This window comes from Vreelandella aquamarina (assembly GCF_044805175.1).
Lineage (GTDB): Bacteria > Pseudomonadota > Gammaproteobacteria > Pseudomonadales > Halomonadaceae > Vreelandella > Vreelandella aquamarina_B.
In genome coordinates this window covers 1,100,645-1,126,715 of record NZ_CP085232.1, presented here as the reverse complement: position 1 = coordinate 1,126,715, position 26,071 = coordinate 1,100,645, and the positions used below count along the sequence as shown (strand labels likewise).

The 26,071-nt window shown below is 54.2% G+C and carries 25 protein-coding genes and 1 rRNA gene; 11 read left to right on the top strand and 15 right to left on the bottom strand.

The window, feature by feature from the left end; all coding sequences use genetic code 11:
* Positions 1-57 precede the first annotated feature (57 nt).
* Positions 58-534 (bottom strand): YbhB/YbcL family Raf kinase inhibitor-like protein, encoded by a 477-nt coding sequence (locus tag LG300_RS05265; RefSeq protein ID WP_404377343.1) that lies wholly within the window; start codon positions 532-534, stop codon positions 58-60.
* A gap of 52 nt (positions 535-586) precedes the next feature.
* The gene (locus LG300_RS05260; protein ID WP_404377341.1) at positions 587-1,150 is read right to left on the bottom strand and encodes a hypothetical protein; all 564 of its coding nucleotides are present in this window, start codon (positions 1,148-1,150) and stop codon (positions 587-589) included.
* A 156-nt stretch (positions 1,151-1,306) separates the two neighbouring features.
* On the opposite strand from LG300_RS05260, the gene LG300_RS05255 reads away from it, so the two are divergent.
* Positions 1,307-1,768: a flavodoxin family protein gene (locus LG300_RS05255; protein WP_404377340.1), complete on the top strand. Its 462-nt coding sequence runs from the start codon at positions 1,307-1,309 to the stop codon at positions 1,766-1,768.
* A gap of 59 nt (positions 1,769-1,827) precedes the next feature.
* Here the strand turns inward: LG300_RS05255 and fadA are convergent, their stop codons facing one another.
* On the bottom strand, positions 1,828-3,006 hold the full coding sequence (gene fadA / locus LG300_RS05250; protein WP_404377339.1) for an acetyl-CoA C-acyltransferase FadA: 1,179 nt from the start codon (positions 3,004-3,006) through the stop codon (positions 1,828-1,830).
* Between the two features lie 24 nt (positions 3,007-3,030).
* Complete coding sequence (gene fadB / locus LG300_RS05245) at positions 3,031-5,217, bottom strand: fatty acid oxidation complex subunit alpha FadB (protein WP_404377338.1); 2,187 nt, start codon at positions 5,215-5,217, stop codon at positions 3,031-3,033.
* A gap of 256 nt (positions 5,218-5,473) precedes the next feature.
* Between fadB and LG300_RS05240 the strand changes: the two genes are divergently transcribed.
* Both LG300_RS05240 and slyA read left to right on the top strand, forming a co-directional pair.
* Complete coding sequence (locus LG300_RS05240) at positions 5,474-6,631, top strand: DUF5924 family protein (protein ID WP_404377337.1); 1,158 nt, start codon at positions 5,474-5,476, stop codon at positions 6,629-6,631.
* 72 nt (positions 6,632-6,703) lie between these two features.
* Positions 6,704-7,159: a transcriptional regulator SlyA gene (gene slyA / locus LG300_RS05235; protein WP_404377336.1), complete on the top strand. Its 456-nt coding sequence runs from the start codon at positions 6,704-6,706 to the stop codon at positions 7,157-7,159.
* Positions 7,160-7,163: 4 nt separating this feature from the next.
* On the opposite strand, the gene LG300_RS05230 is transcribed toward slyA, so the two are convergent.
* On the bottom strand, positions 7,164-7,706 hold the full coding sequence (locus LG300_RS05230; RefSeq protein ID WP_404377335.1) for a preprotein translocase subunit YajC: 543 nt from the start codon (positions 7,704-7,706) through the stop codon (positions 7,164-7,166).
* A gap of 160 nt (positions 7,707-7,866) precedes the next feature.
* Here LG300_RS05230 and LG300_RS05225 point away from each other — a divergent pair, with 160 nt between their 5' ends.
* Entirely contained in the window at positions 7,867-8,319 is a 453-nt protein-coding gene (locus tag LG300_RS05225) for a universal stress protein (RefSeq protein ID WP_404377334.1), read from the top strand.
* A gap of 52 nt (positions 8,320-8,371) precedes the next feature.
* Here the strand turns inward: LG300_RS05225 and LG300_RS05220 are convergent, their stop codons facing one another.
* Entirely contained in the window at positions 8,372-10,291 is a 1,920-nt protein-coding gene (locus LG300_RS05220; protein WP_404377333.1) for an ATP-binding cassette domain-containing protein, read from the bottom strand.
* 154 nt (positions 10,292-10,445) lie between these two features.
* On the opposite strand from LG300_RS05220, the gene LG300_RS05215 reads away from it, so the two are divergent.
* The gene (locus tag LG300_RS05215) at positions 10,446-11,459 is read left to right on the top strand and encodes an AraC family transcriptional regulator (protein ID WP_404377332.1); all 1,014 of its coding nucleotides are present in this window, start codon (positions 10,446-10,448) and stop codon (positions 11,457-11,459) included.
* Between the two features lie 3 nt (positions 11,460-11,462).
* Here the strand turns inward: LG300_RS05215 and LG300_RS05210 are convergent, their stop codons facing one another.
* Genes LG300_RS05210 through LG300_RS05190 form a run of 5 tightly spaced genes read right to left on the bottom strand, consistent with a single transcriptional unit; the run spans position 11,463 to position 18,351 of the window.
* Positions 11,463-13,115, bottom strand: a complete 1,653-nt coding sequence (locus tag LG300_RS05210; RefSeq protein ID WP_404377331.1) for a fatty acid--CoA ligase — start codon at positions 13,113-13,115, stop codon at positions 11,463-11,465.
* A 38-nt stretch (positions 13,116-13,153) separates the two neighbouring features.
* Positions 13,154-14,341, bottom strand: a complete 1,188-nt coding sequence (gene bktB, locus LG300_RS05205; protein ID WP_404377330.1) for a beta-ketothiolase BktB — start codon at positions 14,339-14,341, stop codon at positions 13,154-13,156.
* A 35-nt stretch (positions 14,342-14,376) separates the two neighbouring features.
* Complete coding sequence (locus LG300_RS05200; RefSeq protein ID WP_404377329.1) at positions 14,377-15,519, bottom strand: acyl-CoA dehydrogenase family protein; 1,143 nt, start codon at positions 15,517-15,519, stop codon at positions 14,377-14,379.
* Positions 15,519-17,078, bottom strand: a complete 1,560-nt coding sequence (locus tag LG300_RS05195) for a fatty acyl-CoA synthetase (protein WP_404377328.1) — start codon at positions 17,076-17,078, stop codon at positions 15,519-15,521. Before LG300_RS05195 ends, LG300_RS05200 begins: the two co-directional genes overlap by 1 nt.
* A gap of 43 nt (positions 17,079-17,121) precedes the next feature.
* Positions 17,122-18,351: an ABC transporter substrate-binding protein gene (locus LG300_RS05190; protein ID WP_404377327.1), complete on the bottom strand. Its 1,230-nt coding sequence runs from the start codon at positions 18,349-18,351 to the stop codon at positions 17,122-17,124.
* A gap of 221 nt (positions 18,352-18,572) precedes the next feature.
* Here LG300_RS05190 and LG300_RS05185 point away from each other — a divergent pair, with 221 nt between their 5' ends.
* Together LG300_RS05185 and LG300_RS05180 are read left to right on the top strand one after the other, a co-directional pair.
* On the top strand, positions 18,573-19,424 hold the full coding sequence (locus tag LG300_RS05185; RefSeq protein ID WP_404377326.1) for a TatD family hydrolase: 852 nt from the start codon (positions 18,573-18,575) through the stop codon (positions 19,422-19,424).
* A gap of 13 nt (positions 19,425-19,437) precedes the next feature.
* A complete protein-coding gene (locus LG300_RS05180; RefSeq protein ID WP_404377325.1) occupies positions 19,438-19,917 on the top strand; it encodes a hypothetical protein in 480 nt (159 codons plus the stop codon).
* Here the strand turns inward: LG300_RS05180 and LG300_RS05175 are convergent.
* Positions 19,914-20,495, bottom strand: coding sequence for an elongation factor P hydroxylase (locus LG300_RS05175; protein ID WP_404377324.1), 582 nt, complete (start codon positions 20,493-20,495; stop codon positions 19,914-19,916). The genes LG300_RS05180 and LG300_RS05175 overlap by 4 nt on opposite strands.
* A gap of 136 nt (positions 20,496-20,631) precedes the next feature.
* Here LG300_RS05175 and LG300_RS05170 point away from each other — a divergent pair, with 136 nt between their 5' ends.
* The 3 genes from LG300_RS05170 to LG300_RS05160 all read left to right on the top strand — a co-directional run bounded on the left by LG300_RS05170 (position 20,632) and on the right by LG300_RS05160 (position 23,866).
* Positions 20,632-22,050 (top strand): MATE family efflux transporter, encoded by a 1,419-nt coding sequence (locus LG300_RS05170; RefSeq protein ID WP_404377323.1) that lies wholly within the window; start codon positions 20,632-20,634, stop codon positions 22,048-22,050.
* Between the two features lie 3 nt (positions 22,051-22,053).
* The gene (locus tag LG300_RS05165; protein WP_404377322.1) at positions 22,054-23,049 is read left to right on the top strand and encodes a DUF3080 family protein; all 996 of its coding nucleotides are present in this window, start codon (positions 22,054-22,056) and stop codon (positions 23,047-23,049) included.
* A 112-nt stretch (positions 23,050-23,161) separates the two neighbouring features.
* The gene (locus tag LG300_RS05160) at positions 23,162-23,866 is read left to right on the top strand and encodes a hypothetical protein (RefSeq protein WP_404377321.1); all 705 of its coding nucleotides are present in this window, start codon (positions 23,162-23,164) and stop codon (positions 23,864-23,866) included.
* Positions 23,867-23,928: 62 nt separating this feature from the next.
* Here the strand turns inward: LG300_RS05160 and tusA are convergent, their stop codons facing one another.
* Entirely contained in the window at positions 23,929-24,180 is a 252-nt protein-coding gene (gene tusA / locus LG300_RS05155) for a sulfurtransferase TusA (protein WP_404377320.1), read from the bottom strand.
* A 27-nt stretch (positions 24,181-24,207) separates the two neighbouring features.
* On the opposite strand from tusA, the gene LG300_RS05150 reads away from it, so the two are divergent.
* Entirely contained in the window at positions 24,208-24,495 is a 288-nt protein-coding gene (locus LG300_RS05150; protein ID WP_404377319.1) for an antibiotic biosynthesis monooxygenase family protein, read from the top strand.
* Positions 24,496-24,525: 30 nt separating this feature from the next.
* On the opposite strand, the gene rlmM is transcribed toward LG300_RS05150, so the two are convergent.
* A complete protein-coding gene (gene rlmM / locus LG300_RS05145) occupies positions 24,526-25,593 on the bottom strand; it encodes a 23S rRNA (cytidine(2498)-2'-O)-methyltransferase RlmM (protein ID WP_404377318.1) in 1,068 nt (355 codons plus the stop codon).
* 249 nt (positions 25,594-25,842) lie between these two features.
* A 5S ribosomal RNA gene (gene rrf / locus LG300_RS05140) occupies positions 25,843-25,958 on the bottom strand.
* Between the last annotated feature and the right edge of the window lie 113 nt (positions 25,959-26,071).

Sequence of the window (26,071 nt, the reverse complement as noted above, 5' to 3'; positions counted from 1 at the left end):
GTAGAAAGCGATGGAGCCTACACGGCTTGAGCGGAATGCTCTAGCCTAAAGCGTGAATCAGGAGCGTTGGTAAGTGCCCACTAAGCGATTCATGCCCAGAAGGTGCGGCTCCACGGCTTTAAGTAACTCCGGCAGTGATAGTCCTTCAGGAAGCGATGTCTGCTCATCCAGCGCCAGCACCCAGAAGTAGTAAAGGTGGCTACCGTGACCTTCAGGCGGCATAGGGCCTCCATAGCCTAGCGTGCCGAAATCGTTGTAGCCTTGGGTACACAGCGCTGTCCCCTCTTCCAATGCAGTCAGGTCGCCCGGTAGGTTATATAGCACCCAGTGAACAAACCCATAGCTGCCCTCTTTGACCAGCGGTGCATCGGGGTCGTGGCATATCACCGCGTACCCTTTGGTGCCTTCTGGCGCGCCTTGCCATGCCAGGGCCGGGGAGACATCCTCCCCCTCACCTGTGTGCTTGGCAGGGATCGATTGATGATTGCCAAAGGCTGTGCTGGTGACTTGCATCGAAGATAGTGCAAAGGCCATAAAGCTCTCCTAACGACTTGGTGGATTGCAAAGAGTTACTGTAGCGAACGGGCTAGCGAATCTCCAACTGGGCAGAATAGCGTTCCCACCACTGCTGAGCGATGCGTCGATTCTCTGCATTAGCGCTAGGCTCTAGAACTGTTGGCAGCTGTACGGCTTCCCCTCCCGTTTGGAAGGTGACTAGCGGGTCTTGCGTGGCCAAGTGCAGTGCATACAGCACTAACATCAGCTCGTATTGGTCATCGGTATTGAGCCGGGCAAACAGCAGTGGTACTGCGGGAAGACCCAATTCACCCAAGCGTTCAGCGGCGATATACCAAGGGCGCGGGTTGTCGGGGCCGCCATACTCGCCGACAAACCGGCGGTCGGCTAGGCGGCTCACATAGTAAGCGGCTTCCTCTTCAGGGCTTGCCAGCAGGGGCGGCACCCAATCCTTTGCCTGGCTCATTTCAGCGGGCAGATACGCCGTAGAAGGAGCTGACCCTGCGTTGCTCGCCTCAGGGGTCGAACGGCTGCCATTTTCGGAAGGTGTGCTTGATGGGCCGGCACACCCGGCCAACAGCAGTGTTAATGTGCAAAGCGTGGCGATCCCTATCGTTTTGGCCTGCTGACGCATGACGCGCTTCCCTTTTTGATCATTGAACGCCCCCCTCTACCCAATACGCTTTTAAAAGCGTTTGATTGGTTAGGCACAGGGCCGCTAGGCTGTGTCAGTAAGTGCTTACAGTGTGGCACCTCTTAACGCCACCGCCAATTGCCTGAAGATTTCCTTATGAAACGCCTATTAATCGTCGCGCACTCTCCATCCGTCAATACCCGTGCACTGTGCCATGCCGTGCAGCATGGCGCCGAGCACGAGGACATCGAGGCGGTGGAGTGCATCGTCAAAACACCTTTCGAGGCGGGGCCAGCGGATATTCTCGCCTGCGACGGCATCGTGCTGGGCACCACCGAAAACCTGGGGTACATGAGCGGCGCTCTTAAGGACTTTTTCGACCGGAGCTATTACAGCGTACTGGAAGAGAAGCAGGGCTTGCCCTGCGCACTCTATATTCGCGCGGGCCACGACGGCACGGGCACCCGGCGGGCAGTGGAGAGCATTATCACAGGGCTACGCTGGCGCTGGGTACAGGACCCGCTTATTTTTCGCGGCGAGTGGCAAGAGGCGTTTACCCGCCAAGCGGAAGAGCTAGGCATGATCATGGCCGCTGGACTGGATAACGGGTTGTTTTAAAGCCCTTCAAAACGAAAAACGGCACCGCGAAGGTGCCGTTTTGAAGGGTGAGTGATCGCTTACTTTAAGCGCTCAAACACGGTGGCAACGCCCTGCCCCATACCGATACACATGGTGGCTAAACCTAGCGTGGTATCACGCTGCTGCATCACGTTCAGCAGCGTGGTGCAAATACGCGAACCGGAGCAGCCCAACGGATGCCCCAGGGCAATCGCGCCGCCGTTCAGGTTCACTTTTTCATCCATGGCGTCCAGGAAGCCGAGGTCTTTAAGCACCGGCAGGCCTTGAGCAGCAAACGCCTCGTTCAGTTCGACGGTTTGAATATCCGCCGCAGAGAGGCCAGCCGCTTTCAGCGCTTTCTTCGACGCAGGCACCGGACCATAGCCCATAATAGAAGCATCACAACCCGCCACACCGGTAGAGAGCACTTTAGCAATCGGCTCTAGCCCCAGTGCTTGGGCACGCTCGTAGCTCATGACGGCCATGGCGGACGCACCCACGGAGAGCGCTGACGAGGTGCCTGCCGTCACGGTACCATTACGGGGGTCAAAGACCGGCTTTAGGTTCGCCATAGATTCCAGGCTGGCATCGGCGCGAATCACTTCGTCGTTTTTCACCAGCACTTTGAAGCCGCGCTGGTCATGGCCTTCAACGCCGATAATTTCGTTATCGAAGTAGCCTTTCTCCATCGCCGCCTGAGCACGCTGATGCGAACGCACGCCAAACTTATCCTGGTCTTCACGGGAGATGCCGTGCATTTTGCCCAACAGCTCCGCCGTCAGGCCCATCATCATGGCAGCCTTAGCCGCATATTTGCTTGCGGCCGGGTTCACATCGACCCCGTGCGCCATGGGAACGTGCTCCATGTGCTCAACACCACCGATCACGTAGAAGTCACCCATACCGGCTTTGATGTTCGCGGCGGCAATATGCAGCGCGGTCATCGAAGAGCCGCACAGGCGGTTCACCGTTTGCGCGGGCACCGAACGTGGAATGCCGGTCATGATCGCCGCGTTGCGGGCGATGTTCATGGACTGTTCTAGCGTCTGGTTAACGCAGCCCCAGATCACATCGTCTACTTCTGACGGGTCCAGGTTGGGATTACGGGTAAACAGCGCCTGCATCACGGCGGCGGAGAGGTTTTCGGCGCGCACGTTGCGGAAGGCGCCATTTTTCGCTTTCGCCATGGCGGTACGAACACCGTCAACCACCACGATATCTCTCGGATTCAAACTCATCTTATTTCTCCTGTGGGTGGTGACTTAGGCCTGGGCGCTTGCCGTGGTGCCAGCGTAGAACTGCTCGTTATTCTGTGCCATGGCACGCAGCTTCTCGGTGGGTGCATAAAGCGGCCCCAGCTCTTCTGCCAAACGATCCGCCAGCGCAACAAACTCGGCCACGCCCAGCGCGTCGATGTAGCGCAGCGCACCGCCACGGAAGGGAGGGAAGCCAATGCCGTAAATCAGCGCCATGTCAGCTTCTGCTGGCGTATCGACAATGCCATCTTCCAGGCAGCGCACCGTTTCCAGGCACAGCGGCACCATCATGCGAGCAATGATGTCTTCATCCGAAAACTCTTTTTGCTCTTTCACCACTTCTTTTACTAGCGCGTAAGCCTGCTCGTCGCTGACTTTCTTCGGCTTACCCTTCTTATCTTCTTCGTAGGCGTAGAAGCCTTTGTCGTTCTTCTGCCCCAAACGCTTGTTGTCGTACATCACTTGAATGGCGGTTTTGCCTTCACGTGCCATACGATCTGGGAAGCCTTCGGCCATTACTTCGTTGGCGTGAACAGCGGTATCCATGCCGACGACATCCAGCAGGTACGCCGGGCCCATGGGCCAGCCAAACTTCTCCATGACTTTATCAACGCGCTGGAAATCAGCGCCCTGCTCGACCAGGAAGCTAAAGCCACCGAAATAAGGGAAAAGCACGCGGTTGACCAAAAATCCTGGGCAATCATTCACCACGATGGGGGTTTTACCCATAGCGCGAGCGTAGGCCACCGTGGCCGCTACGGCAGCATCGGAGGTCTTCTCGCCACGAATGACTTCCACCAGCGGCATGCGGTGAACCGGGTTGAAGAAGTGCATACCGCAAAAGTTTTCAGGGCGTTTTAAGTTCTTAGCCAGACGGTTGATCGAAATGGTCGAGGTGTTGGAGGTCAGAATCGTGTTCTCACCCACCATGCCTTCCACTTCGGTCAACACGGCGTCTTTGACGTTGGGGTTCTCGACCACCGCTTCCACGACCAAATCGACGTTACCGAAATCGCCGTAGGAGAGTGTCGGGCGGATGTTGGAGAGTTTCTCGGCCATCTGCTCGGTGGTGAGCTTTTTACGCTCTACCTGCTTGGCAAACAGCTTGCGCGCCTCTTTCAGGCCAAGCTCAATGGCGTCATCCTTGATGTCTTTCATCAGAATGGGCGTGCCTTTGCTGGCACTTTGGTAAGCGATACCGCCACCCATGATGCCCGCGCCCAACACAGCGGTCTGTTTGACCGGCTGGGCCTGCTTTTCGTACTTGCTGCCTTTCTTTTTAACGACTTGGTCGTTCAGGAACAGCCCCACCAAGTTGAAGGCAACGCTGCTCAGCGCCAGCTTGGCAAAGGATTTAGCTTCAATCGCCTGGGCGCGGGCGCGGGTTTCACCGGCACCTTTTTGAATCACTTTGATCGCTTCAACGGGCGCTGGGTAGTGCGGACCCGCTTTACCGGCCACATAGCCTTTGGCTGTTTCAAACGCCATCATCTGCTCAATAGCGTTGAGCTTCAGCGGCGATGTTTTTTCTTCCCGACGGGCTTGATAATCCAGCTCGCCTGCGTTGGCACGGTCGAGGATATCCAGTGCGGCCTCTTCCAGCAGCTCATGGGCGACGACAGCATCCACAGCGCCCACTTTTAGCGCGGCATCCGCACGGTTTTCAGTGCCACCAGCAATCCACTCCACGGCGTTATCCGCACCAATCAGGCGCGGCAAACGCACGCAACCACCCCAGCCCGGCAGAATGCCCAGTTTGGTTTCCGGTAGGCCAATCTTGGCCTTTTCGCTCATCACGCGGAAATCGGTAGTCAGCAGCACTTCGCAACCGCCGCCCAGCGCCAGGCCGTTGATCGCCGTGACGGTAGGGAAAGGCAGGTCTTCAATGGCGTTGAAAATATCGTGAACCTTCAGGTTCATCTCTACCAAATATTCTTCGCCCTTATCAAACAGGCTGTGAAACTCGGTGATATCGGCACCGACAATAAAAGCGTCTTTTCCACTGCGAATCATCAGCCCTTTCAAACCGCTTTCGGCCTGAAGGGTTTTGACAGCGTCGCCGAGTTCTGCCACGACGGCGCTGGATAGCTTGTTGACGGACTCATCTTTCAAATTGAAAGTGAGTATTGCGATGTCATTGCCACCCTGGGTGTCACGACGTTCCACCGTGATGGCATTGCCTTGATAGATCATCCGCGCTCTCTCCACAAGTTCGGGCCGGCACGGTAATGGTGTGCCCGCCGCGCTTTCATACGGTCGTTTGATTGCCTTAGCTTGGTTGAGTTACTCGAGTACGTCAAGCCCTGACTTTTGGCTAACTCGGCCAAGTATTATAGAACCCACCATACACCCACATTTCTTGCGCTTTTTTCAGGCATGTTGGCTATTCACATCGACTTTATTGCTTAATCCACTGATCATATGTCTTTCAATAATGAGTCTTAACCCTATGGGCACACTATTCACTGCTGCGCGTATTACGGCACTACAGGCGCGTATCGAGCAGCTTGTGGAACGCCTTAAACCCTGGAGCTGGCTATGGCCTCCTATTGCATTCACGGCAGGTTTGGGGAGTTTTTTCCTTGTTGATCGCCAGCAGTGGCTAGGGGCCGCTTTAGCGCTGGGGTTGCTATTAGCCTGGCTGCTACTGCTTTCCGAGAGTTTGATAGGCCGTTGGCTGGCCCGCCGAGGCCACCCCACCCTGCCTAAAGGCATCACCGCATTTATCGCCCAGATGATTCACCAGGAGACACTGTTTTTTACCCTGCCGTTTATCTTGGCCACCACCGTGTGGAACAGCGGCCAGGCACTGTTCGCGCTCTTAGTGATCGGCATGGCCATGTGGTCGATTATCGACCCGCTCTATTACAAGCTCGCCGGACATTGGCGTAGCCTCTACTTTATTTTCCACGCACAGTGCGTCTTTTTAGTCTTGCTGGTGATTCTGCCGATTATGCTGCACCTCACCACCGGACAAAGCTTGCTGCTGGCGCTGGCGTTAACTGTTGTGGTGGCTCTGCCCAGCTTTAGTCATTTCTTGAAAAAGCGTTCGCTGTCTCGTTGGCTAGGATTCTTCGCGCTCACATTGGCATTGGCGTATACCGCTTGGCTAGGCCGAGTGTGGGTGCCCCCTGCCAACCTATGGATGACGAGCAGCGCTCTATCTCCAGCATTTGATACGCAACAGCGAGTGCCTCAGGGTTCTATGGCTCTAACACCTGAGGCGCTACGCACGAATGGTGTGTATGTCTATACCGCTATTCGTGCGCCCCGTGGGTTAAGTGAAACTATTTATCATGCTTGGCATCACAATGGGGAGCCGCTAGATAATGTCGAGCTCGCCATCAACGGAGGACGCGAGCAGGGCTATCGGGCCTGGAGCCATAAACAGAACTTCCCCCAAGACCCTTCAGGCGAATGGCGAGTTGATATTATGACCGCTAGCGGCCAGCGGCTCGGGCTTATCCGCTTTACCGTTTCAGACCACTCTGGCCAAGCCACTATCGCTGACAGCACGATTAAGCCTAGCGGGTTGAGTGCTCTCAACTTGCGCCGCTTTATTCCTGGCAAAAGCGGAACCCACAGCGAATCGTCCGAAGCAGGGTAACAGAACGTCTTGCATTCAGCGGCACAGCTTATGACAATTCGCCCACTTACATTTTTTGGTAGTTAGTTAGCTATGGCTTCAACAACAATTGGTTTTCGTATTGCCCGCCTGCCTCACCTGTGGCGCTCGATTCTAGACCGCAGGTTAGCACCTTTGGGCTTAACCCAAACCCGTTGGGTAACGCTGTACCACCTTTGGAAACTAGGTGAAGGCAACCCTCAATGCGATTTAGCGCGGGCTATCGGCGTCGAAGCGCCCTCACTGGTACGCACGTTGGGCCAGCTAGAGCAGCAGGGGCTGGTGGAGCGGCGCGCCTGTGATAACGACCGCCGCAGCAAGCGTATTTATCTTACGCCAGCGGCTATGCCGCTACTTGAGAAAATCGACAGCGTGGTACTCGCTGCGCGCCAGGAGATGCTGGCAGGCCTTAGCGATAGCGACCTGGACCAGCTAGATAAGTGGTTAGCACTTATCGAATCAAATGGCTTGGCTATTCAAGCCAGAGACCAAGAAGGCCCTTCGGCGTAAGCCGCTACTTCTCTTCTACCACCTTACTATCAGTCTCAAACGGCTTGCCGGGTGGACGATCCGATAAACCGCTGAGCGCTTCTTTTACCTTTTGCATATCAGTTAGATAGGTAGTGAACCGCTCGGCGGTTTGGGATTCCCACCACCAAAGCGTCAAGGCGTGCGGGTCAGATTCAATAACCAGCGCATCCTGGGGCAGACGCTCCAGCAGCGATTGCAGCGGCACACGGGCGGCTTCAGGCAGTGGCCGTAGCGGCGCAATGCGCCAGCGCCAGCCTGCATGGAAGGGCTCCAAAGCATCGCTAGCATTAGAGTCACGCACCAGCACAAAGTCAGGCCCAGGTGCCTGCTGGGGATAGGGCCAGCGATACGCGGGCATCGTGCCTCTAAAATGGTGCAGGGGCGGCTTGGCTACTTTAACAACCACGCCATGCTTAGCCGCACTGGCACGTAGCGCCATTTGACGCTTCTGACGCGGGCTAGGCTTCAGCCACATAACCGGTGCGATCACAAACATCAGTATTGAGACGATAATTAACCATTCCATTGCACTATCCACCCTATTTCGCCAAACTGAATTTTTGCCAAACTGAATCGGCGATGTAAAAAACCATGATCCAGGTCGTTGTTAAGATAAAGCACCCAGCCTAAAGTAAAGGGTATCTAACAAAGCCTTTCTTTGTTACACACCATCAAGGAGATACGCCATGAGCTATCGCCACATCCTGGTTGCCGTTGACTTAACCAAAGACTCTCACAAGATTCTTGAACGTGCCGTTGCCATTGCCGAGCGCAACAACGACGCCAAGATCTCTATTATGCACACGCTTGAGCCACTGGGCTTCGCTTACGGTGGCGATATCCCCATGGATCTTACCAGCATCCAGGATCAGCTGGACGAACATGCCAAGAAACGCTTGGCAGAGATTGCCTCCCCCCACGTTGAGGCCGCTGATCAGCATGTGGTAGTCGGTATGCCGGACACCGAAATCCACCGCTTCGCCGAGGAGCATGACGTTGACCTCATTGTGGTCGGTTCCCATGGTCGTCACGGTTTTGCTCTGCTGCTTGGTTCCACCTCTACTGGCGTACTACATGGCGCTCAGTGCGACGTCTTGGCCGTTCGCGTGGGTAAGAAAGGTGAAAAAAGCGACGAATAATACGTAACGCCAAAGGCCCCTCTCGGGGCCTTTGGCGTATTCAGCAAGAACACTACTCGCCGTTAGCCATTGCCTCTAGCTCCATCCAACGCTCCATAGCAGCTTCCAGCGTTTGCTGAACCTTCTCTAACGCCTGCAGTTTCGCCGTCACGGCGGTGGCTTCCTGCTGATAAAACGCGGGGTCACCAACCTCCTGTTCAAGCGACGCTACCTCGTTCTCTAAGCGTTCAATCTCGGCGGGCAAAGCATCCAGCTCACGCTGCAGCTTGTAGGAGAGCTTAACGGCTTTTTTGGCCGGCTCCACTGCCGGAGCGGGTGGGGCCTTTTCAACAGCCGCGCTGGTGGGTTCTGTTTGCTGGCGTGCAGCACCTTCCCACGGTGCGGGGGGCAGTTTACCACCCTGACGAATCCAGTCGGTGTAGCCACCCACGTATTCACGCACGCGTCCCTCACCTTCAAACGCCAACATGCTAGTCACCACATTATCCATAAAGGTTCGGTCGTGGGAGACTAGCAGCAGCGTGCCGTCGAAATCGAGCAGCAGCTCTTCCAACAGTTCCAGGGTTTCCATATCCAGGTCGTTGGTGGGCTCATCCAGCACCAGTACGTTGGCGGGTTGGGTAAACAACTTGGCCAGCAAGAGGCGATTCGACTCGCCCCCGGAGAGCGCTTTTACTGGCTGGCGTACCCGGTCTGGGGTAAACAAGAAATCTTGCAGGTAGCTCATCACATGGCGATCTTTACCGCCCACGCTAACCCGGTCGCTACCTTGGGCCACGTTGTCATAAACCGTTTTTTCCAGCTCTAGCCCGGCACGCAGCTGGTCAAAGTAAGCAACCTTTAGGTTCGTGCCTAGCTGCACGCTGCCTTCGGTGGGTGCCAACTCTCCGAGCAGGATTTTTAGCAGCGTGGTTTTTCCGGCACCGTTGCGCCCCAGGAAACCGATCCTGTCGCCACGCATCACCTCCAAATTAACGTTGCGTAGTATGACATCGTCGCCAAAACGCTGGGTAACGCCTTTCAGCTCTACCACGCGCTTACCGGTTCGCTCCCCGCTATCCACGGTAAGGTTGGCCGTCCCCTGCCGCTCGCGGCGCTGACTACGCTCATTACGCATGGCCTCTAGCGCGCGGACCCGGCCTTCATTACGGGTGCGGCGCGCTTTAATACCTTGGCGTATCCAAGCTTCTTCTTGGGCGAGTTTTTTATCGAACTCGGCGTTCTCACGAGCTTCCACTTCCAGCTCATGCTGTTTGCGCGCCTGATATTCAGCGTAGTTTCCGGGGTAGCGCCCGAGTTTGCCGCGATCCAGCTCAAGGATGTTCGTAGCGAGTTTCGACAAAAACGCCCGATCGTGGGTAATGAGCAGTACAGCACCGTTAAAGGCAAGTAGCTGTTCTTCCAACCACGCAATGGTATCAAGATCCAGGTGGTTGGTGGGCTCATCAAGAAGTAACAGGTCAGGCTCTGACACTAGCGCGCGGGCCAGCGCTACACGACGACGCCAGCCACCGGACAGCGCGCTCATCTCGGCCTCTGGCGGTAGTCCCAAGCGGGTGAGCACCACATCGATACGCTGATGGAACGACCAGCCGTCAATGGCCTCAAGGCGCGTTTGCAGCGTTGCCATGCGGTTCATGTCTGGGTCTGGGTCGTTGATTAAGTGGTGATATTCAGAGAGTAGCTCACCCGCTTCCGGCAGGCCTTGGGCGACCATATCAAAAATGGTCATACCCGACGATTCAGGGAGCTCCTGAGCCAGCACACCGATTTTCAAGCCCGGTGCACGCCAGATAGAGCCGTCATCCGCCTGAATGTCGCCCGCCACTAGCTTCAGCAGCGTGGATTTACCGGTGCCGTTGCGCCCGACCAGCGCTAGCCGCTCGCCTCTTTCAACCGTTAGGTCGGCGCGGTTAAGCAGTACTTGGGTGCCGTAAGCGAGTTGCAGCTGTTCGAGTCGTAACAGGGTCACGCAGTGTCCTCCTTCGTCGTGAGGCGCACAGTGTAACGCATGCACCCACATTGCGAAGCACCCTTATAGAGCTAGGCGCTACAACGTGCTAACGTCATAAGCCTCTTGACGACAAGCAAACAGTGTTTAAAGACGCTGATAAGGTGGTTCCAGCGTGACAGTGACCGTCTCTATGCATTTTGTGAACGAGCTGTTTCGTGGCATAACCGCTGCGGGACAGCCCCCAACACGCTATTTAGAACTAGCGGGCATTTCGCCTTTTCTATTGAGCGCGCCTAACGGGAGAGTCACTGTAGAGCAATTTGCAGAGCTGTACCGACTGATTGCCGTTGAGTTGGATGATGAAACACCACGCTTTTTCTCACGGCCGTTACGCTGTGGGACACTCAAGCTACTTTGCTTAAGTATGTTGGAGGCACCTACCTTACATATAGCACTTCACCGCTATACCCAGTTTTTTCGCATCCTTCTCGATGATTTTAGCTATACCTTTACGATTGAAAATCACCTAGCGCGGATGGCGCTTGAGGAGCATGCCCCGCTTCAGGGCAGCCGCATTTTAATCCATGAGTTGATGCTGAAACTTTTTCACGGAATTGCCTCCTGGATGATTGCACGAAAAATTCCGCCAGTATTGATGGAGTGCGGCTACCCACAGCCTGCTCACAGTGCAGATTATCTCTACTTTTATCCTGGCAAAGTGAAATTTGATCAGCCACAAACCGCTGTGTACTTCGACAAATCGCTTCTAGCGCATCCTATTCGGCAAACAAAGCAGCACCTTGGCGCTTTTTTACAACGCGCACCCGCTGATTGGTTTTATGTATCTTTTGAAGACCGATTAGCTACTCATCGGGTGAGGGAGCATTTAAGCCGTTATTTACCTGAATCTTGCACCGTACAAGAGGTAGCCGAGGCACTGCACGTCTCCGTACGTACCCTATCTCGACACTTGCAGTTAGAAGGTACGCATTTTCAGGCGGTAAAAGATGAGTATCGCCGCGACTATGCTATTCAGGCATTAACCCGAAGTCAGCAAACGCTATCATGCATAGCAGAAAAACTTGGCTTTGAGAACTTAGCCTGCTTTAGCCGTGCTTTCAAACAGTGGACAGGCAACTCACCCGCCGCCTATCGTAAAGCAAAGGCGGCGGGGATAAAGCGCTAGCGTTTATATCTCGGTACGAATGCGCTTTTTATCCAGCTTGCCCACGCTGGTTTTGGGGATTTCGTCGACGATATGAATGAGTGAGGGCACCCCCCAGCGGTTGAGCTTGCCTTGCGCGACGAACTGCTCCATAAAGCCTTGGATTGCCTCTACGGTAGGCGGTTGATTGAGATCACTCGGCACCACCAGCGCCGCTGGCCGCTCCCCCCATTTATCATCAGCGACACCGATGACCGCTACCTCAGCGACACCAGGGCACTGGCTGATATAGCTCTCAAGTTCCAGCGATGAGAGCCATTCGCCGCCGGTCTTAATCACATCCTTGATACGGTCGCTGATCGCTAAGAAGCCATGCTCATCCAGTGAGCCAACGTCCCCTGTATGTAGCCAGCCATCCCGCCATAACTCTTCGCTACGCTTGTCCTCCTTATAGTAAGCCTGGGTGAGCCACGGCGCCTGGACACGCACTTCACCGACACTTTTGCCGTCGTTGGGAAGCGGCTGACCGTCAGTATCTACCACCTGCAGTTTCACTAATGGCACCGGAAGCCCTGCCTTACAGCGCCATGGTAGCTGGCTCTCAAACTCGGCGTCGGCTACCTCTTTAGGTAAAATATCTGCGGTGAGCAACGGGCATGTTTCCGACATACCGTAAGCACTGCGCGTATCAATCCCCAAAGCCCATGCACGACTTGCTAATGCCTGGGTGAGCGCACTGCCACCCACCAACACCTTCCAGCCGCTTAAGTCGACTTTCTTCGATGCAATGGCTTCCGCACTTACTACCATATTCAGCAACGTAGGAACGCAGTGAGAGAAGTCGACCTTTTCACTGACCAACAGTTTCACCAGCATCTCTGGCTCATACTTACCTGGATATACTTGCGTTGCTCCCAGCAGCGTTGCCGTATAGGGCACACCCCAGGCATGCACATGGAACATCGGCGTAATGGGCATATACACCTTATCCCGATTCAGCAACTCAAACCCTGGCACCTGAAAGGTACTGGCCTCGCCTAGCGTGTGTAGAACAAGCTGACGGTGGGTAAAAAACACCCCTTTAGGGTTACCCGTGGTGCCCGTGGTGTAAAATAGCGTTGCCACGGCGTTTTCATCAAAGGTAGGAAAGTCGTAATGGCCAGGCTGCTCACGGAGCAGCGCTTCAAATTCACCCACCAGAGGTAACGTTGTTTGGACGCTATGTTCAGCCTCTTGGCAGAGCAGGTAGCCACGAATATTTGGTAGCTGTTTTGCGAGCGGCTCCATCAGCGGAACGAAGTCCTCATGCACGAGCACAAAAACGTCTTCAGCGTGCTCCATGGTGTAGAGAATCTGTTCCGGTGCCAAGCGTACATTGACCGTGTGGAGCACCGCGCCAATCATGGGTATGGCAAAAAAGCACTCCAAATAGCGATGACTATCCCAGTCGAGCACGGCCACGACATCTCCTGCCTGTACGCCTTGCGCGGTCAGCGCATGGGCCAGCTGATGCACCCGCTCTTGAAATCTACGATACCCGTGACGGCTTTGATCGCGATAAACGATCTGATTATTGCCCGCCATGCGAACGCCGGACTCCAACAGATCCTTGATCAACATGGGCGGGTTGGTGGCAGAAGAGGTCGAAGGGAGTAGTTTTGGCGTTATCGTCGACATAAAACATACCTTTGATTGTTATTAGACACGCAGCTTGGCTAGCAGCGCTCTATGATCAGCGCGATACCCTGCCCGCCGCCAATACAGAGTGTAATCAAGCCGTAACGCCCTTGAATACGCTCCAATTCATGCAGCGCTTTCAATATCAGGATAGCTCCCGTCGCCCCCACAGGGTGGCCAAGGGCAACCGCTCCGCCATTGGGGTTTAGCTTGTCCACGGGGAAGCCCAGGGTCTCTGCTACAGCCATTGCCTGAGCAGCGAAGGCTTCATTAGACTCAATCACATCCATATCGTTAATCGACAACCCTGCCTGTTGAAGGCAGCGCTTGACCGCAGGAATGGGACCTAGCCCCATCAGCGATGGTTCAACGCCTGCCGTAGTGGCCACCCGCAGTCGGGCGCGCACCGTGAGGCCGCGGGTCTGTGCTTCTTCGGCGTGGGCCAACACAAGGGTTGCCGCACCATCATTAATGCCGGACGCATTTCCTGCGGTCACCACTCCTTCTCGTTTAAACGCAGGCTTTAGACGCGCTAAATCACTGAGCTCAACACTGCTACGCACGTGCTCATCGCGAGTGAAGGTCGTTGTTTGCTTACCTTTAGCCACCTCTACCGGCACGATTTGCTCGTCAAAACGCCCTTCTGCTATGGCCTGCGCCGCTTTTTGATGGCTATCAAGCGCGAACTGATCTAGCTGCTCGCGACTTAAGCCGTACTGTTGGGCGATGTTCTCAGCCGTGATACCCATATGGCCGCTGCCAAAGGGGTCGCTGAGTACACCGAGGGTTAGATCCTGAATATCCACATTTCCCATGCGGATACCATTACGTGCTTGGGGCGGTAGCAGATAGGCTCCTCGCGACATGGACTCAGCGCCGCCCGCTAACGCTAAGCGACTATCCCCCAAAGCAATTTGCTGGGCGGCGGATAACACCGCTTGAACACCGGAGCCACACAGCCGATTGACATTGAAGGCACCTGCTTCTTTCGGCGCCCCCGCACCTAGTGCAATATGCCGTGCAAGATAAGCATCTTCCGGGCCTGTGGTAATAATATGCCCGTATACTGCGTGGTCGATATCCGCGCCAGCCACCCCTGCACGGCGCAGTGCTTCTACAGCTGTAATGGTGCCTAACTCATGCGGAGCAAAGGATGAAAGCGTCCCGCCAAATCCGCCTATTGCCGTGCGCGCACCGCCCACAATGACTACGCTATCCAGCTGCATACATTCTCCTTGTTAAGAATACTCACAACACGGTGTCATGAGGTTTTGCCTAGCAATGAACGAGCGATCACCTCTTTCATGATCTCGGAACTGCCGGCGTAAATAGTTTGTACCCGCGCATCTAAATAAAAACGTGAAATGGGGTACTCGTGGGTGTAGCCGTATCCGCCAAACAACTGCAAACAACGGTCAACGGCACGACATTGCAACTCGCTTAATTGCAACTTGAGTATAGCGGCCTCTGTGCTGGACATTTCCCCCTGGCGGTATTGCTCAACACAGTGGTTAAAGTAAGCCCGCGCCACCTCTAATTGCGCTTTAACCTCAGCCAATGTAAAGCGCGTATTTTGAAAGTCGGCAACCCGCTGGCCAAAGGCGTGCCGCTGAGTGACATAATCCAACGTGAGCGCTAATGCACCCTCAATGGCACCCAGGGCTTGTGCGCCAACGCCCAAACGCTCGCGGGGTAGCTCTTGCATTAAGTATCGGAACCCTGCGCCTTCTTCCCCGAGCAACGCATGATCAGGGAGCAGTAGCTGGTCAAAGGCCAGCTCTGCGGTATCGCTGGCATGCTGACCTATCTTTTTAATCGGTTTGCCTCGGGAAAAGCCTGGCAAAGACGTATCTACCAAAAATAGCGAAACCCCTTTTGCTCCTGCGCTGGGGTCTGTTTTAGCACACACAATAACGAGATCAGCCACTTGTCCATTGGTAATAAACAGCTTGCTGCCGTTGAGCAACCAACCATTATCTGTTTTGGTGGCACGCGTTCTCATTGCTGCTAAATCACTTCCGGCGTGGGGCTCACTCATAGCAATCGCCCCTAAGCACTCCCCTCGCGCCATGCTGGGTAGCCAACTTTCTCGCTGTGCTTCACTCCCTAGGTTTTGTATGTAGGGCATCACAATGTTGGCGTGAATATTGTAAGCGCTAGCGAGACCTCCAAACCCCTGGCGTGACATCTCTTCTAGCGCCAACTGGGTAATTGCAATATCCGCCCCAGCGCCGCCATGCGTCTCATCAAGATCAATCCCTAATAGTCCGGCGTCACCCAGCGCCGTCCACAACGACCGAGGAATCTCACCAGCCTCTTCCCACTGCTGGTAATACGGTGCCACTTCTTGTGCTAAGCAGCGGGTGATCATGGCATGAAAAAGCGCCTCTGTTTGCTCGTCCATCATGACTCCTTGAGGTCTTGGCGCAGGTGACGCTTCAAAATTTTCCCCGCAGTGCTTTTGGGCAGCGCGTCGGTAAATACAACGCGTTTAGGCACTTTATAGGGTGCGATAACGCTTTTAGCGTGCAGAATCAGCTCCTCCTCACTCACTGCCTGCCCCTCTTTCAGCACCACCACGGCCGTAATCGCCTCAATCCACTTCTCATCGGGTAGCCCAACAACCGCCACCTCAGAAATGGCTGGGTGCTTAAAAACCGCTTCTTCTACTTCACGGCTGGCAACCAACACGCCGCCGGTATTAATCACATCCTTGATACGATCTACGATATATAGATAACCCGCCTCATCGACATAACCTACATCTCCCGAGTGAAACCAGTCGCCTTGGAAAGCCTCTGCCGTCATATCGGGCTTATCCCAATAGCCCACCATGAGCTGCGGCGAGCGGTGAACAATCTCACCGTGCTCGCCTGGCGCAACATCGTTCCCCTCTAAATCGACGATACGCGTTTCTACGGTAAGGATTGGCCTACCCGCTGAGGCGGGCCGCTCAGCATGCTCTTCCGGCCGTAAAACGGTCGCTAACGGGGCAATTTCGCTCTGCCCATAGCAGTTGTACAAACCCACGCCAGTAAATCGCTGTTGCATCTCTTCTAGAACCGGCACCGGCATAATTGAAGCGCCGTAATAGGCTTTTTTAAGTGAGGTTAGATCGAATTTTTCAAAATCTGCATGCCGTAACAGGCTTATCCATACGGTGGGTGGGGCAAAGAAAGATGTAATGCGATGTTCGGCGATGGCAGATAGACAGCTTTCTGGCAACGGTGCTTCGAGTAGAATAACGGGCGCGCCGAGTAGTAGCGCGGGCATCAAAAAAACATGCATTTGCGCTGAGTGGTAAAGTGGCAACGCTGCCAACATCGCCTCACTGCCTTTAATATCTAGCTCTACCATGCACGCCATGTATTCTGCCATTAACGCCTGATGGCTCATCATTGCGGCCTTGGGCGCTGCCGTCGTGCCGGAGGTGTACAGCAGCTGCGCAAGGCTGCTGCCTTCTAGTGCTACGTCGGGTTCTTCGGTTGGGCAAGACGACCGGACGCAATCCAGCACATCGAATCCGTTGGCCTCAGTGGACTGCTTAGTGGCATGCAACGTGCCATTCACGGTAAGTGTTATCGCTTGAGTCGCCTCACGCACTTTATCGGCGAGAGAAACGTCGCTCAGTACTCCCTTAGCGCCCGACTGCTCCAGAATATAGCGTAGCTCATCGCTACTCAGGGCGAAGTTGACAGGCACATGCACCAGACCTGCCTTCAATGCTGCAAGCCAAGCAATAACATAGGCGTCTGAGTTTTTACCGTATACAGCCAGGCGGTCTCCTGGGGTAAGCCCAGCCTTCAAAAGAGCGTTAGCCACTTGGTTAGCAGCAGTGTTGAGGGCTTGATAGCTCCATGAACGATCACCAAAACGAAGTGCAAGCTGCTGAGAATATTTACGGGCGCTGCGGTTAAGCGCAGCACCAATCGTATTACGATGGATAATGCCTACGGAAGTCATGCCAAGTCCTTATTGTTGTATTTAAAAGGCCTCAAGCCGTTGATTAACCGGTTACAAGCGGGCAAACACTCTCTGAGAGGGGGCGAAAAGCCTCTTCTGCGGGGATGGTGCGAACAACACGAAACAGATCATCTTCATCGGCAGATTCTTCCGGTGTTTTCACTTCCACAAGATACATATCATGCACCATGCGGCCGTCTTCACGGATATAGCCGTTCTTGGCGAAAATATCGTTGATCGGTGTATCTGCCATCTGCTGACGAACTGTGTGGGTATCGTCTGTTCCTACCGCCTCAATGGCTTCTAAGTAGTGGCGAGTACTGGAGTAAAGCCCAGCATGAACCATGGTGGGCATACTGCCTGTGCGTTCACGAAAGCGCTCCGCCCACGCACGCGTCTCTTCATTTAGGTCGTAATACCATGCTTTGGTAAACTGCAAGCCTTGGGCATTTTCAAGCCCAATACTGCGTATATCGGTACTGAATAGCACCATGCCGGCCAACACCTGCCCTGCTTGCGTAATGCCAAACTCTCCCGCTGTTTGCACTGCATTAATGGTGTCTCCCCCTGCATTGTTTAATGCAATGACATCAGCGCCCGAGGCTTGGGCTTGCAGCATAAAAGAGGAGAAATCGTTATTTGGGAATGGGTGGCGTGCGCGCCCCACAATGGTACCGCCATTTTCAGTGACCACGCGCTCTACGTCTGCTTCCAGTGCGTGCCCAAATGAGTAGTCAGCGCTTAACAGGTACCAATTTTTATAGCCCTCTTCGGTGATAGCTTTAGCTGTGCCATTTGACATTGCCCAGGTATCGTAGACCCAGTGAATATGATTAGGTGAACAATGCTCATTTGTGACACCCGATGAAACGGCGCCATTCACCAACCCCAGTTTATCCGCCTCTTGTAATAGGCTGACTGCCGCCAATGTAACTGATGACGCCACTAAGCCGGTGACCATATCGACATTGCGTTCATCAATCCATTCACGAACCACACTCGATCCCACATCAGGGCTATTTCGATCATCCGCACTGAAAACAACAATGTTGGCACCTTGTACGCTACCGCCAACATCTTCTACTGCCATGTTGATGGCTTCTTCACCAAGCGGCCCAATCGGATCACGGTAAACACCTAACATATCAGCAAGATAGCCGATACGAATCTCGTTATCTGAAATTCCTTCATTAGCAGCTAACTGAGGCGTATAGATAACTGTCATAACCGCTGCAGATAGAACAGTCATAGCAAAGCGACGTGATAATTGCATGTTGTATACCTACCTATTGTTGTTATTCGGTCAGTATTTACTGTGCATTTTTTGTTGAAGCACTTGCATAGTAAAAGTAAAAACCTATTTTCTGTTCACCTAATGAGCCAGTTTTTTTGCAATTCGTGCCATTCGTACCGCGCTCTTGTGGAGAGAGCATTAGTGGTTACAGGCGGCTAACGTTACAATAGCGTTCATCGTAGGTAGCGGAGGTGGATGCTTTGACAAGCAGAGAAGACGATAGCTTTTTGCCCGAGGCGCTGCGGTTTCGCCCCACAACGCCGCTTGTGGATATTGGCGCGAACTTGACCCATGAGAGCTTTCAGCGCGACCTTGGCGAAGTAATTACCAGGGCCAAATCCGCAAATGTGACGACTCTTATCGTCACTGGCACGGACGTCTCCCATGCTAAGCAGGCGGTGCGGATGGCCCAGGAGTTCGAGGGGCTTTATGCAACGGCGGGGGTTCATCCTCATGATGCCAGCGGGTGGGATGAAACGATTGCTCAGGAGATGCGCGCACTCTACCATTTGCCTGAAGTAGTCGCCGTTGGTGAGTGTGGACTCGATTTTAATCGCAACTTTTCGACGCCCCGTGAGCAAGAGCACGCCTTTGAAGCGCAGCTAGCGCTGGCAGCCGAAAGCGGCTTGCCGCTGTTTCTACATGAGCGGGACGCGGGCTCGCGGATGCGCGATATACTGCGTCGCTGGCGAGATGATATTAGCGATGCGGTGATACATTGCTTTACCGCAGACCAAGAGACGCTGCATGGCTATCTGGATTTAGACCTGCATATCGGCTTAACCGGCTGGATTTGCGATGAGCGCCGGGGCCACCATTTGCGCGACATGGTGCGCGATATTCCGCTGGAGCGATTAATGGTAGAAACCGATTGCCCTTACCTGCTGCCACGCAATTTGCCTGCCAAGTTGAAAGGCCGCCGCCATGAGCCAGCGCTGCTTCCCTGGATTGTAAAAGAAATAGCCCGCTGGCATAGCGTAAGTGAGACTGAACTGGGTGCGACAACAACGCGTACCGCCCAACGTTTTTTCCGTATTGAAGCGGACACTTAAAAGGAGCAATTACGTGGCTGACTATCCTGGATTTATTGCTATTGAGACAGGCGAAGATAATGGTTTGCCGCTCTCTATTGCATGGTCGCTACCCGACGGGCGCATTAAACAAACGCTGATCCAACCCGATGACAGCTGGATCAGCGAAGATAGTAATGTGATGGGTGCCTACAGCATTGAGGAGTTGGAGAGCCTAGGCGTTAGCCCTCTGGACGTGATCCGTGAGCTAGAGAATGATCACTTCTCTGCCACGCTATATACCAGCGATAACAGTAGCGATGAAGAGGCACTCACTCGCCTATTTGATACCTACGGCTTGGACCCATTTGTGGAACTGGCCCCCGCACAGGTGCTGTATGAGCACTTAAGCCCAGGCGAGTGGCACCGCCTGCGTAGCGATGCGTTTAATGACCTAGGACTAGAGCCTATGCGCCCCGAGCATGAAATTGAGGTCATGCTCGTCCTGCATCGGCAGCTTAGTGAAAAGGATTAAGCGCTGATAGCGGCGGCTTCAAGTAACGCCCTTCCCCTTGCGGTAGCCTGTTCAAGCGTATCGTTATGTTGATAGTAACGCGTCAATGCCACATAAAAGGCATGGGCGCGCTGCGGTAGCCCTTCCTCTAAGTAGCGCTGCGCCCTGTCGGCCACTTTCTTCGCAAAGGCACCGCGATCTACCTCCGCCTCGCCACCTAAATTATCAACGCTAACGTGAAACGTGCGCCCGCAGGCCTGTGTGAATAGCTGCTCTAGCGCCTGGGGGGCAATTTCGGCTTTTTCAAACGCTTGCTGCTGTTCAGCGTTGCGACCATCGGGTAGATACCAATAGCCGTAATCCTCCAACTGCCTGCGTTTTTCACCTGCAATACACCAATGGCTAATTTCGTGCAGCGCGCTCGCAAAAAAACCGCGCGCAAAAATCACTTGGTGGTAAGGCGTTTGGGCAGTTGCCGGACGATATAGCGGCTCATCTCCCCCTTTCACCAAGCGGGTCTGAAAGCGCTCTGAAAAAACGCCATCAAACAGCGCCATAATATCATCAAGCGTCCAACGCTCTTGCTCTTGCGTTATCATATTGCCACTTTTTCCATTCATTTTGCGCAGTATACCTGCCGTGCTTCAGTAAGCTAAAGAGGGGACAGCAAAGCACAGAGACTCCTGCTACTCTAACGGCTTTTCTTAAGTCTTTTGGCTAGCGAGGAGCCATACTTTGGGCGGCTTTACCAGCGATATTAAAACGATCTATTGGCCGGAAACACGCACTCTCGTCGCATTAGCGCTGCCTATTTGCGGTGCACAGCTAGCACAGGCAGGCATGAGCGTGGTCGATGTCATGATGACAGGTCGACACAATGCTACCGACCTGGCAGCTGTATCGGTAGGCTCCAGCTTATGGATGCCACTCATGCTATTTATGACTGGCACGCTTATGGGGTTAACACCGATTGTGGCTCACCTGTTGGGAGGCCAGCGTAATGACGACATTCGCCCTGCGGTGCATCAAGCCCTTTGGGTCGCCTTGGCGTTAGGAGTGGTTGCTGCCGTTCTATTGTGGAAAACAGTAGCACCTATTTTTGAACTCATGAACGTGCCGCCCAGCGTTGCCCAAGAGTCTGCTGCCTATCTCAGCGCGGTTGCCTTTGGCATGCCAGGCGTCGCCCTCTTTCAAGCATTGCGGGCCTTTTCGGATGGCATGAACCACACGCGCCCCGCTCTCTGGATTAGCCTTGTAGGGCTTGCCGTTAATATTCCCTGTAACTATTTGCTTATTTACGGCGGCGAGGGGCTAGTAGCCCTGTTTGGCACAGGCACTCCCGAGCGTTTGCAACAGCTACCGGCCTTGGGTGCCTTTGGCTGCGGCATCGCTACTGCTATTTCCATGTGGACGATGGCCATTACCATGGCACTCTATACTCGTCGGGGGGATGTTTATCGTAGCGTTTCGCTTTGGCAACGGTTTACACCTCCGCAACTGGCAGGCATTCGTGAATTAGCAGTGGTGGGCGTGCCCATTGGAGTCGCCATTTTTGTCGAAGTGACGCTATTTACACTCATCGCGCTATTTATTGCCAGTTTCGGAGAAGTCACCGTGGGCGCCCACCAAATCGCCCTTAGTTACACCACCATTCTATTTATGCTGCCAATGTCGTTAAGCATGGCACTGACAGTTAGGGTGGGTAATACCTTGGGCCAAAAACGGTTAGCCATGGCGCGTAAAGTGGCCTGGAATGGCATTACCATTAGCGTCATTGTGGCGGCTATCAACAGCACGCTTTTATGGTTTACTGCAGCACCCGTGATCTCGCTTTATACATCGAATGCGGATATCCAGGCATTAGCGCTGACGATTATTGCCTTAGCCGTTATTTTCCAGCTGTCTGACTCACTGCAGGTCAATTTAGCCGGCGCGTTACGGGGCTATAAAGATACGCGTATTGTGATGGTCATTACCGTGCTCTCATATTGGGTTGTCGGCTTGGGGGGCGGACATTGGCTAGGCACCTACGGCATTAGCGGCATGGCTGAGCCGCTAGGTGTACACGGTTACTGGATTGGGCTCATTGCGGGCCTTAGCACTGCCGCTGTTTTACTAGCTTGGCGATTGAAAAAGATCAGTCAACAGGAGTAATCCATGCCTTCCCAACGATTTTTCCGTATCGGGTTAGCCGCAGCGGCTAGCCTAATGCTGGTCGGATGCGGTGATAACAGCGCTGACCAGGCTTGGGCAAACTATCACAGGCAGCTCGCTGATGCGCTCAATACCACTCCCCCTGAACGCCTGGAGCCACGTAATATTGGCGATTTTCCTGAACGCCAGCAGCGTTTGATCGACATCCCAGACACCCGGGATGGCATTCTCAATATCTATGCCCTACGTGAGTGTCAAATTACCTCTCTTATTGCGGCGCGCAATAACCAGCTTGGCCGCGTCGCGCCACCTAGCCAGCACTGGCTGTATGAACGTACACTTTGGCAGCGGCTAGATGCATGTTGGAATAGTGAAGTACCGGATAGCCTCAATGAAGATGACAGGGCGCGCTTGGCATATTTGACCCAGCTAAAAACGGAACAACTTCCTGCCGTCAGTTGGAATGCAATCTTCGACTCTGAAGAGTGGGAAAAGAGCTTCTCCAGAGCCAGCAGCCCGCTCCCTCTCCAGCAAGAGATTGATTTTCGCGATCAGCTTGAAGCAATTAACTACCTTGAGCAGATGGTAGCCCAGCAGTTTAGCAGCACCTGGGAGCAAGACTCCTCAACGCTTGAAGGCCACCTCAAAGCGCTACAAGAGCGCCCCTTAACCGCCGAGGTGCTACGCGCCCTACTGCTCGCCGAGCAGCGGCTCAGCGAAGCTAACCAACTGTTGGCACACCCAGCTAGCTCCCATCACTGCTTATCCGTAGATGAGCCGACATGGCTCGCCGCCTTGGTTCAACGCTCACAGCAGTGGCTCACTAGTGTGAACCGGCTAATTGATGCCCACCCTATCGACCCGCCCAAAGCGGTTAACGAATATCAAAAGGCTTGGCTCTCTATGGATAACCCCGATGCGCCTTGGCAACAATTTCAGGACACTTGGGAAGAGCATCAAGAGCTAAAGGCCTCGTTTCATCACTGCGCTTCTGATTAAAAATCATGTTTGCGCTTAACCTTGCGGTCAAGCTGTGCTATTGGTGAAGGTAGCGGCAGGCGGTAACCGCTGTCTGCCAATGTCGTGACCACGCAGTACAAGGAGGGACACTATGGGCGCATCCCTGTCAACTCGCTCTGCCCAGGTCATCGACCTGGAAACCGTGCGTCAGCGTCAGCAGGCGCGAAAGTGTTTAGTCCGTTTAGCACCGGAGCTAGATGGACTAGAGATGGTCTACCAGCTCGCTGCGAGTCCCGACACCTACTACGGCCTTCCTATTCTTGCCTGGGGGTTGCGAGAGGACGGCAATGTTGTGGGCTTGGTCCCCTGGATGGAGACATTAGCAGCTTGCCATGAGTTGGATAGCCCCGAAAGCGGCTTCTTCGTCGGTTACCGCGACCCGGAAACAGACGAGATCTTCGATACTCCTCCCGAGCATAAGTACGACGAACTCACTGCCGCAGCGAGCTATTTTGAGTATGAAGCGTCTCATGATGTAACGCTGATTCAGCAGCTACCCGATACCCTGGGCACCCACGCACTCTGCATGAACCACCCCGGTGCTCCCTGGCACATGAAGCCGGTGTATGGCTGGCGTCTGTATAGCGATGGTGGTGTAGAAGCGCTGCTGGCAGATGAGCAAAAAGCTACGATGACGCCCATTCTACTTGGCGATAAATGCCTCTACGACGCCCACTCCCAGCATCAAACCGTTTACTTTTTCCAGCGGCATATTGCCAACCGCATTCTGGAAGAGGACCCTGCAACGTTAGAAGCGCTAGCCATGATGGTGGTGCCAAGCGCTGAGAGCGTATAGTTCCCTGCTAGGCAAGGCTCTCCACCATTAGTCGGTGAGCGCCTTGCCCAGACTCCACAGAATCACGCTAAGCGGATAAAGTAGGTGTACTGATCATCCGCACTATGCTGATTGAGCAGCTCGTGCCCTAAAAATTGACAAAACTTTGGCACATCACGCGTGGTAGCGGGGTCAGTCGCCACTACTTTCAGCACTTGGCCTGATGCCATATCACGCACTTTGTTATGCATCAGCATAATGGGCTCGGGGCAGTAGAGCCCAGTGGTATCTAACGCCGCATCAAAAGCGTTGGGGTCATCCGTATTATCAGTCATCGACTCTCTCGGTTAGGAAAAGACACTATGATAAAAGTCATCATTGAACGACGCATTATGCCTGGTTTAGAAGACGAATATGAGCAAGCAGCGCGCGAGGCTATGCGTGTCTCACTAGGCGTCAGAGGCTTCGTTGGTGGTGAAACTCTGGTTGAACTTGGCCACACCGACCGCCGTTTAATGATCACCAAATGGCGCGATTTGCGCGCCTGGAAAGAGTGGCACGCCAGTGAAGAGCGTGCCATGGCGATGCAGCGTATTTTACCGCTATTGACAGAAGATGAAACAATTCGCGTTTATGAGCCGGGCTACTAACTTAGTGGATCGCAAATGCTGCTCCAAGCATTAGTGGGCCAGCCTAACATGCACCGTCACCTCTTCCCTGTCATGATAGAGGTGGCGGCAGCTAATCGTAGCCCTTACGCCCGCCGCTGCTAATGCTTCCTCTAACGTTACCAAACAACGCGTCACCTCGTCCCAGCGTTTTTTCATGGGTAGCTTAAGGTTAAAAATAGCCTCCCGACACCACTTGCGCGTTAGCCAACGTTCGATCATCGCCAAGACACGAACCGGCTTATCGACAATATCGCATACCAGCCAATCCAGACGCTGGGGCGGCTCCCAGGTAAATCCATCTTCCCGAAGATGGTCAATCTGCCCCGTCGCCATTAACTGCTTGTCCATCGGGCCATTATCAATGGCGTAAACATACATACCACGCTGTACAAGCTGCCACGTCCAACCGCCAGGCGCTGCGCCTAAGTCTGCCGCCTGCATATGCGCTGATAGGCGGTCATCCCACTCATCCCGGGGTATGAACTCATGCCAGGCTTCTTCAAGCTTCAATGTCGAACGGCTAGGCGCTCGAGAAGGAAAGCGCAGCCGACGGATACCGTTGATTAACTCGCTGCGATTATCCGGAAAGCTCATCCCTAGCTGCACACGGTCGCCATCGGTCCAAAAGATATGCAAACGCCGCCCGCCTGCTTTACCCCTTAACGCGCCACGCTTTTTCAGCATGCTCTGAAGCGGTTTTGTTAGCGCTTTAATCAAACCGGCTAACGCTTTGCCATCATTGGTATCGGGCGTTTCGTGCCAGATCTCTTCAAAGCTCCACCGGCTCGTTTTGATTTGCTCCAACATAGCCGTGAGGCGGTCATCGCGTGACAGTGTCAACGCAGGCAGTGCCGCTAGGCTTTGCCTTGCAAATATAAGTTGTTTAAAAGCCGCTTGGCGGTGCAGGTCATTAATTGGTTCGCCATCCTGGCGCTTCAGACTTACCCAGCCTTCTCCTAGCGTAGGCTCACAGGGAATCTCCTGTCGCTTCGCATGGTGCTGCATCTCTGCCAACGCGTCGCTCTCAAAGCCTGGTCGGCAGTAAACCAGCCATGACGTGGGTACCGTGTCGCTCACCTTTCACCTCGAACATAATATGCAACCAATAAACGCGACACGAGAAGCCCTGGTCGCGTGGTGGCGTGCATCATAGCACTTTCTATATGGCTGGCTCTAAGCGCGTCGTCTTTTAACAGACCTGGTGGATTGGTAAACCCCGAAGAGATACCGGATAAACAACAAAAAGCCCCGAGCACGCTATGCTCGGGGCTTTTTGGGTATCAACAAACCACCCAGCCGGTTGGCTGGGTGGTTTGTGGAATAGGTGCCTGACGATGACCTACTCTCGCATGGGGAGACCCCACACTACCATCGGCGCTAAGCGGTTTCACTGCTGAGTTCGGCATGGGATCAGGTGGTTCACGCGTGCTATGGTCGTCAGGCGTAACAGGTAATGCATATCATGCTGTGTTAAGTGACGTCTCTTTGGCAAGCCTTGGCTTGCGCGTGCGTATCCGGTGTTCTGAGTGGCTGTCCACTCGTCGTTATCATCGCG